General features: G+C 72.3%; 6 protein-coding genes and 1 pseudogene. 4 read left to right on the forward strand and 3 right to left on the reverse strand.

Features of this window, described 5'->3' with window-relative positions:
- Window positions 1-128: 128 nt before the first annotated feature.
- Window positions 129-527: a hypothetical protein gene (locus ACGFX4_RS41235; protein ID WP_393086363.1), complete on the forward strand. Its 399-nt coding sequence runs from the start codon at window positions 129-131 to the stop codon at window positions 525-527.
- 46 nt (window positions 528-573) lie between these two features.
- Here the strand turns inward: ACGFX4_RS41235 and ACGFX4_RS41240 are convergent, their stop codons facing one another.
- Complete coding sequence (locus tag ACGFX4_RS41240) at window positions 574-1,065, reverse strand: carboxymuconolactone decarboxylase family protein (protein WP_393086373.1); 492 nt, start codon at window positions 1,063-1,065, stop codon at window positions 574-576.
- A 137-nt stretch (window positions 1,066-1,202) separates the two neighbouring features.
- Between ACGFX4_RS41240 and ACGFX4_RS41245 the strand changes: the two genes are divergently transcribed.
- Window positions 1,203-1,700 (forward strand): MarR family winged helix-turn-helix transcriptional regulator, encoded by a 498-nt coding sequence (locus tag ACGFX4_RS41245; RefSeq protein WP_393086365.1) that lies wholly within the window; start codon window positions 1,203-1,205, stop codon window positions 1,698-1,700.
- A gap of 266 nt (window positions 1,701-1,966) precedes the next feature.
- Here ACGFX4_RS41245 and ACGFX4_RS41250 read toward each other — a convergent pair whose 3' ends face one another.
- Window positions 1,967-2,929: an alpha/beta fold hydrolase gene (locus tag ACGFX4_RS41250; RefSeq protein WP_393086367.1), complete on the reverse strand. Its 963-nt coding sequence runs from the start codon at window positions 2,927-2,929 to the stop codon at window positions 1,967-1,969.
- 243 nt (window positions 2,930-3,172) lie between these two features.
- The gene (locus tag ACGFX4_RS41255) at window positions 3,173-3,940 is read right to left on the reverse strand and encodes a lysophospholipid acyltransferase family protein (RefSeq protein ID WP_393086369.1); all 768 of its coding nucleotides are present in this window, start codon (window positions 3,938-3,940) and stop codon (window positions 3,173-3,175) included.
- A gap of 262 nt (window positions 3,941-4,202) precedes the next feature.
- On the opposite strand from ACGFX4_RS41255, the gene ACGFX4_RS41260 reads away from it, so the two are divergent.
- Window positions 4,203-4,514 carry a thioredoxin family protein gene (locus ACGFX4_RS41260; RefSeq protein ID WP_393086371.1) on the forward strand — a complete coding sequence of 104 codons (312 nt, stop codon included), beginning with the start codon at window positions 4,203-4,205 and terminating at the stop codon, window positions 4,512-4,514.
- Between the two features lie 298 nt (window positions 4,515-4,812).
- Window positions 4,813-4,924 (forward strand): annotated as a pseudogene (locus ACGFX4_RS41265) (electron transfer flavoprotein subunit beta); the annotation flags it as partial.

Here is a 4,924-nt window from a genome sequence, read left to right on the forward strand (position 1 = left end):
GGGGGACCCTGTGGGAGAGTAGGACGCCGCCGAACAATCTTTCAGAGAAAGCCCCTCCCGGGTTCCGGGAGGGGCTTTCTTGCGTTTGCGGGGCGGCTCGGGTGCCGGTGTCGGCGTAGGGTGGTCCGATGTTCGATCGGATCGAGATCAGGGTCCTGCCGCGAGGGCATCGATTCCCCGCCCAGGTGCGGTTCTGGGTCAACGGCGAGGACGTCGTGGAGTCCGCCGTCGGCGAGGGGGGTCGCGGCCCGTATGCGGTCGATGTGTTGCCTGCCGGTGGCCGCGGTTCCCTGCGTGCGACTGGCGAGCCGGAGCGCGTCGAGCTGGGGGAGCCCGAATGTACGGGCGGTTGCTGCGGTTTCCTGAGCGTGGTCGTCCAGCGGTGCGGGGGCGTTGTGCAGTGGTCGGACTGGGAAATCCCGGACTTGGATACGACGCGGCCGCTGGAGTTTCACTTCGACGCGGACGAGTACGACGCCGAGCTGGCTCGCGCCGGGGCGGACCGGAGCTGGCAGGAGCGCCCGTAGTTCAGTGCCGGCGCCGGCGGCGCGAAGCTCAAGCACGCAGGGGTCGTTACTGGTGCCAGGCGAAGGGGGCGAGGGCGGGGTCGACGGGGGCGTCGACGAGGCGGTTGGCGAAGGTCGAGAGCGTGTAGGCGCCTATGCCGAGCATGACTTCGAGGGCATTGCGGTGGGTGAAGCCCTGGGCGAGGAAGGCGTGGAGGGTTTCGTCGGGGACGGCGCCGGTGTGGTCGAGGGCGGCGAGGGTGAAGGTGCGGAGGGTCTCCAGGCGGGGGTCCGGGAGGGGGCGCCGGTCGCGGAGGGCGGCGGTCAGTTCGGGGTCCGCGGCGAGGCGGGTGAGCTTGGCGGTGTGCATCGCGACGCAGATGTGGCAGCTGTTGCGGGTGGCGATGGTCATGATGACCACCTCCCGGGCGACGGGATCGAGTTCGGTGGTCTCGAACATGGCGCTGAGCTTGAGGAAGCCGTCGAGGGTCTGCGGTGATTCGGCGAGCCGGCCGACGGCTGCGGGGAGGTAGCCGAGGTTGCGGGTGACGCCCTCCATGGTGCGGCGGGAGGCGGCCGGCGCGGTGTCGACGGTGTGCTCGGGGAAGTGCGAGGTGGGCGTGGTGGTGCTGGGCTGCAAGGTGGGCTCCGTGATGGTGTGTCGGCGGCGGGCAGGGCGGGGTGCACGTCGCTAGAATGGTCAACGTGGTTGACCAAAACGTAAACCAGGTTGTCGAATCGCGCAACGGCTTTGAGCTGCCGCTCCTGCTGTTCGCCGGGTTCCGCGCGATCATCGACGAGGTCCACGCCGAGCTGGCGCGGCAGGGACACCCCGATGCGCGGCCCGCGCACGGCTTCGCCCTGCAGGCGATCGGCATGGCCGGGACCAACGCGAGCGAGATGGGCCGGCGGCTCGGGGTGTCGAAGCAGGCGGCGGGGAAGACCGTGGACCGGCTGGAGGCGCTGGGCTATGCCGAGCGGGTGGACGATCCGGCGGACGCCAGACGAAAGTTGATCCGTCTGACGCCGCGTGGGGTCGACCTGCTGGCACGGTCGGCGGTGGAGTTCGACCGGGTGCACGCGCGCTGGGGTGCCGCGCTCGGGGAGGACGGGCTCCGGGAGCTGCAGGCGGATCTGCGACGGATGGTTCCGCCGGAGGCGTTCCGCCTGGACGCGGCAGGCTGGTTCGGCTGACGGACTGACGGGCTGACGGGCTGACGGGCTGACGGGTCGACGGGTCGACGGGCTGGCCGCGCATCGGCCGGCCGGTGCATCGGTCGATCGGCTGGTTCGCGGTACGGCGGAACCGCGGCAGCTCGCAGCGGCGGCACGGAGAGCGGAAGCGCAGCCGGCGCGGGGCTTGTGGCCGGTGGCGGCCGGGCTGCGGGGTGGTGCGGGGCGCTGGGCGTGCGGGCGCGGGTGGGTGGGGCGCGGCCGCTCAGCGGTGGAGGGGTGGGGGCTCAGTGGTGGTGGGCGGCGAGGAACGCGGTCAGTACCTTGTTGACCTCGGTGGGGCGTTGCTGCTGGGTCCAGTGGCCGGTGTCGGGGAGCCATTGGACGTCGTGCAGGTGGGGGGCGAAGGTGCCGAGGGTGCAGAGTCCGGAGCGGGCGGCGGCGTTGGAGACGACCAGGTCCTTCTCCCCGGCGATGAGGAGGGCGGGGGGTTGGATCCTGGCGGTGTGCCAGGCGCCGGTGAGTTCCCAGTTGCGGTCGAGGTTGCGGTACCAGTTGAGCGGGCGGGTGAAGCCGTCGGCGGCGAACTCGGCCGTGTAGTGGGCGAGGTCGTCCTCGGTGAGCCAGTCGGGGAGGGCGGCGGGTTCGCGGAAGAGGTCGAGGAAGCCGCCGCCTTCGGGGACGAGGGGCAGGCCGGCCGGGCCGAGGGTGGGTGCTCCGGCGAGGATCCGGCGGAAGGTGGTGCCGAGGTCGCGGGAGAGTTCGGCGTCGGCGGGGCCGGGCTGCTGGAAGTACAGCATGTAGAAGGCGTCGCCGAGCAGGTGGCGCAGGGCCTCGGTGGGGGGCCGGTTGCCGCGGGGGTAGGGCGGTACGGCGAGGCCGACGACGCCGCGGACGGCGTCGGGGCGGAGCAGGGCGGTGTACCAGGCGACGGTGGCGCCCCAGTCGTGGCCGACCACGACGGCCTGTTCGGCGCCGAGGGCGGGCATCAGGCCGAGGACGTCGCCGGCCAGGTGCAGGACGCTGTACTGGTCGACGGCGTCGGGGCCGCCGGTGCGGCCGTAGCCGCGCTGGGTGGGGGCGACGGCGTGGTAGCCGGCGGCGGCGAGTGCGGTGAGCTGGTGCCGCCAGGAGTACCAGCTCTCGGGGAAGCCGTGCAGCAGCAGGACGAGCGGGCCGCGGCCCGCCTCCGCGATGTGCATCCGCAGGCCGCTTGCCGAGTCGACGACTCGGTGCGATATCTCGGGCATTGACGCTCCGTCGGGGGTTTTCCGGGCGAGGGTGAGACGCTGGGATGTCACTCCGGGGACTCCGGGATGTGACTCCGAGGGACCAGGTCTACCTCAGTTCGGACCCGTACGGGTGCTCTTGGCCGGAAGCGCCAGAGCATACGCGGCGGTAACGGGGTGGAAACGGTACGAAGTGAGCAGACGGCGGCGGGCGCCCTTGTGGGGTGCCCGCCGCCGGTGGTAGCGGGTGGTGCTGCGGGGTGCTCAGCCCTGGGCGCGGCGCTCCGCGCGGGCGGCGGCCTCGGCCTCGTCCTCCGCCTCGGCGACCTCCAGGGTGGGGGCGGTGCCGCCGAGGTGGGCGGGCAGCCACCAGGAGTCCTCGGTGCCGGCCGGCTTGTCCGGGTACTCGCGCTGGGCGCGGTCGAGCATCTCGGTCATCGCGGCGCGCAGCCGGCGGGTGACCATGACGGGCCTGTCCTGGGGGGTGAGCTCGATCGGCTCGCCGATCATGATGGTGACCGGGACGTGGCGCTTGGTGAGGTTCTTGGGCCGGCCCTTGGTCCACATCCGCTGGGTGCCCCAGAGGACGACGGGCAGCAGCGGGGTGCCGGAGTCGGCGGCCATCCGGGCGGCGCCGGTCTTGAACTTCTTCAGGGTGAACGAGCGGCTGATCGTCGCCTCCGGGAAGACGCCGACCACCTCGCCCTCGCGCAGGGCCTTGACGGCGGCGTCGTACGCGGGCTGGCCGTCGGTGCGGTCCACCGGGATGTGGCGCATGCCGCGCATCAGCGGGCCGGAGATGCGGTGCTTGAAGACGTCGTCCTTCGCCATGAAGCGGGTCTTGCGCCTGGCGTCCTTGAAGGCGCCGAGGCCGGCGAAGATGAAGTCGAGGTAGCTGATGTGGTTGCTCACCAGCACGGCGCCGCCGGTGGCCGGGACGTGCTCGGCGCCGACGATGGTGATGCGCACGTCCAGCGCCTTGAAGGCGGTGAGCGCCGCGCGGATCACCGGCGGGTACACGAACTCAGCCACGGTCAGCCCTACTTCCCACGGGCCTGACGCCCGGTCCGGTGGTACCCGGGGCGTGGCTGGGGCCGGCGAGTGCGCGGCACGCCGCGGCGGCCACGGGTGTTTCACCCGATGATCCCCCGAACGGGAGGGGAATGTCACGCGGGGGGGCTTGCCCGACGGGGCGGGCCGGGGAGATCTCGCTCACGTGGGCCGCTGGTGGGGGCGGTGGGGGAGGAGGCGTGCGGGTGGCGGGTAGCCTCGGGGCGGCAGTGGAGGAGGATCGGTGCAGGTACGGCTGACGCCCGAGGAGCTGGGCGCGGGGCTGGGGGAGCGGGCGACCCTGGTGCAGTTCTCGACGTCGTTCTGCCAGCCGTGCCGGGCGACGCGGCGGACGCTCGCGGAGGTGGCGGCGATGGTGGAGGGTGTCGCGCACGTCGAGGTGGACGCGGAGGCGAACCTGGCGCTGGTGCGGCGGCTGGCGGTGGAGCGGATGCCGACGGTGCTGGTGCTGGACGCCGGCGGGTGGGTGGTCCGGCGGGCGGCGGGGCAGCCGCGCCGGGTGGACGTGATCGCGGCGTTGGGGGACGCCCTCTGACCTGCGGTTCGGCACCCGGGGTGGGTGACGGGTGTCAAGACGGGTCAATCTCACAGCGTATCTGCCGCCCCGTCAGGTGGTGCGGGCGCCGACCTGGGGCAGGATGGGGCGGAGGCGGCCGTGACGGGGCTGCGGCAGCGTAAGCTACTGGCCAGTAGTGACGGCTATGCTACTCGCGAGTATGCTGCCGGAGGTTCCGGATGGACACCGGCACGACGCAGCCCCCGTGGGCATGGTGCGTGTGCCACCCACTTGCACAGCCGCAGCCGCCGGACGAGACCAGTACAGGAGACAGGCCGTGAGCTTGAGGATCGTTGTCTGTGTGAAGTACGTGCCCGATGCGACTGGTGACCGTCGCTTCGCGGACGACACCACCACCGACCGGGAGGGCGTGGACGGCCTTCTGTCGG

Origin of the sequence: Kitasatospora sp. NPDC048365 (genome assembly GCF_043200835.1) — a bacterium.
Lineage (GTDB): Bacteria > Actinomycetota > Actinomycetes > Streptomycetales > Streptomycetaceae > Kitasatospora > Kitasatospora terrestris.